Origin of the sequence: Methanobrevibacter sp. UBA188, assembly GCF_905234905.1 — an archaeon.
In the GTDB taxonomy this organism is placed as follows: Archaea; Methanobacteriota; Methanobacteria; order Methanobacteriales; family Methanobacteriaceae; genus Methanocatella.
Window position 1 is genome coordinate 1 of the sequence record NZ_CAJOJM010000082.1, and the last position, 3465, is coordinate 3465.

The 3465-nt window shown below is 33.5% G+C and carries 1 protein-coding gene; it reads left to right on the forward strand.

Going from position 1 to position 3465, the window contains the following annotated elements; genetic code table 11:
* Positions 1-301: 301 nt before the first annotated feature.
* The coding region (locus QZ143_RS09460; RefSeq protein WP_292883592.1) for a hypothetical protein at positions 302-3465 on the forward strand (3164 nt) is incomplete at its 3' end.

A 3465-nucleotide genomic window follows, 5' to 3' on the forward strand; every position in this document is an offset into this window, starting at 1 on the left:
ACATACAAAACCAAAACCAATGCAAAAGGTGTCGCAAAAGTAACCATCAAATCCAATGCCCTGAAAAAGCTCAAAGTAGGCAAAAAAATAACCTATCAGGCAACATATCTGAAAGATACTGTTAAAAAGACTGCAAAAATTAAAAAGTAATTGCTTCGGCAGTTACTTTACTTTTTTTTAATCAATACACTTTTAATGAAATCAATTGCTTTAATTGACTTATATTCATTTTTTAACAAATATTATATCATAATATTGCTTATATTGTGTATAAAATAAAGGCAATATGGGAGAAGAAATTATGAAGTTTAAAAAGATAATGTTTGTTAGCATACTCTTGCTGGCAATTTTAACAATAGGTGCTGTCAGTGCATCAGGGGAAAATATGACCTCGGATGATTTGACAGTCACAGAGGACATGTCAGTTGAATCAACAACTGATGATGTGAAATTAAGTGTTGGAGACAATACTGAATTATCAGAATTAATCTCTAATTCATCCAGTGGGTCAATAATAAGTTTAGAAAAAGATTATGAATACTCTAATTCTTCAAGTGAGGGAATCACAATAGATAAACGATTAACAATTGAAGGTAATGGTCATTCAATTGATGCCAAATCGTCATCAAGGATATTTACAATATCCGGAACTGTCACCCTTAAAAACTTGATTTTGAAAAATGGCCAACATGAGGACCATGGTGCAATAGTTGCTGACGACGAGACATTGTATTGTGAAAACTGTACATTCATCAACTGTAAAAATACCTGGAGAATGGGTGGTGGAGCAATATATGCTGCCTATGGATATGTTAAGGATTCAACATTTATTAATTGTACCTCTGATGATTCTGGGGGAGCAATATGTTGGCAATACACAAATCAAGGCGAAGTATATAATTCAAAATTCATTAACTGCAGTGCAGAGTATGGTGGAGCAGCATATCTTGGAGCATATTATGACAACAATACATTTGTCAATTGCAGATCTGATTATCGTGGAGGGGCATTGTACTGGTATGCCTACAAAAGCACCTCATCATATAGGAAAGACAATTATCTGAAAAACTCAAAATTTGTTAATTGCAGTGCAAAAATGGGTGGTGCACTTTATTTAAGGGAATATACCTACACAATATCTGATAATTCCTTTGAAAATTGCCATGCAAATAAAGGAGGAGTAATTTACTCCACTTCATTTGGCGTATTAAAAAACAACAACATAACAAATTGTTCCGCAGATATTGGAAGCATATATTATATGCAGGAGGAATATAATGAAGAGAATTTCATTTTTTCAAGCATTTCCAGATTTGAATGTGATATTCCGTCTGCAGTATGGAGCAAAGGAAAATACAATGTAACCTTCAAATTGGATAAAAGCTCCAATGGAGTTGTAGTTCTAACAGTTGCCGGTGAATCACGCAATTCAAGTGTAGTGAACGGTAATGCTACAATTGAACTGTTCAATTTTGAAAATATTTATAGTGATACAGATTTAGACTATAAAATTGAATATGTTGAAGATGGTGAAATCAAATATTCCCAAAACTCCAAATTCAACGTGAGAACTGCCGGACCCGGAGAGTACAGTTTCGATGTGACATGTCCGGAAGAAATTTTTCATGGAAACATGTTAAAAGCAAATGGAAGTGTTTCAAATCATATTGATGGACAGGTTTTAATATATTTGGGTACATCATCATTTCCATACCAAGAAAGATTTGATGTTGATGATAAGTATTATGTCTATTCATATGATTTGAATGTCAGAAAATATAATTTGATATTCAAGTTCATACCTGAGGACAGTTATTATGAAAGCAAAACATTCAACACAACATTGACTGTCAGTCCATTTGTAATTACATTGCCTGAAACAGTAATCATTGGTACATATAATGATGGAAAATATAGCTTTGCAGATTCTAAAATGAAAATTGAATGGGATTTTGATGTTGATTATTATGATTCTTTTATAGTTTACATTGATGGTAAGGAATACTTTACCGGCCAAACAACAATCTCCTCACTAGATTTAAGCAATCTGACATATGGTCAGCATACTTATGAATTCAAATACCTTGGAAATACTTATGACTCTGTTTCAAAAAGTGGTTCATTCAAAACAGGATACAGTGCTGTGTCACCTTCTCTAAATGTTGAATGGAATGATAAAGCAGAAGTTGTTGTATATCTTCCTGATGGTGCAACTGGCAGTGCAACTGTAAAAATTGGTGATAATGAATACCCTGTCCAAGTCAATGACTCCAAAGCCAGAGTAACTGTATCAAATCTATTAAAAGGAACATATAATATTGGAATATCATATTCCGGAGATGGAAATTTCCCTAAAATAACATTGGAGAATATGAGTAAATTATATAGCTTTTATAAAATTCATGTTCCAAAAAGCATCAAATTGGGGGAAAAATATGCATTGATCAATTTAACATTGCCAAAAAATGCAACAGGTTATTTGACAGTCACATATAAAGGAAATACTCTGCGTGAAAAGTTGGTTGATGGATATGCACAAATTAAACTGTCAAATATTTCATCAGATTATTCTTTAACTTATGGATATGACGGTGATGACTATGATGTATATTCCAGTTGGCAAAGCGTTGATATTTCCGTAAATACTGAATCAGAAATCACTCGAAATATAACTGATTTGGGTTCCATTGAAATTACTGATCTTCCACTAGATATTAAGGGAAGTATTCTTGCATACAAAACTTCAGTTTCAAATTCCAATCTAATTGCAAATGTCACTCCATCTAACGGCAAGGCAATTATTCCATTAACTGGATTGAAATTGGGAAATCAAAAGGTATATCTTAAATACAGTGAAGATGATAGTTTCTCCCATATAGTTACAGTGCATGTTACTCCAAAATTGACATTTACTGGGGGAAGTGTCATTTCAGGTGTGACTCCACTTTTAAAAGTTGAATTGCCGAAAGATGCAACAGGCAAAGTATATTTGACCTATGGTACTGGATATAACTTCATGGCAGGTTGGGCAGGTGCAGGTGAGGTAACCATAAAACCTGCATTTGTCAAAGGACAGGTAGTAGTGATAACTCCTGAAAACTTCACTGCCGAAAAACTTTACTTTAATTTCTATATTCAGGACAGCAAATATGGAACATGGCGGAGTGAGTATGAAGATCGCTATATATACATATTTAATGTAACCAATGATGTCTCCAAAGTTGTGGATACAATTGTAATTGATAACATTACCTATGAGAATGAGACAAACACAACTCCCGGATCTGATATTCCTGGTAATGTTACTCCTGGAAATAAAACCGATGACATTCCAAAAGCTCCAACAGTTGATCCTAAGATTGTAGCATCAAATGTCAATGTTGTATATTCTGCAGGTTCATACTACACAATAAAAGTTTACGGAAATGACGGAAAACTTGCTAATGGAGTAACTGTTAAAATTAC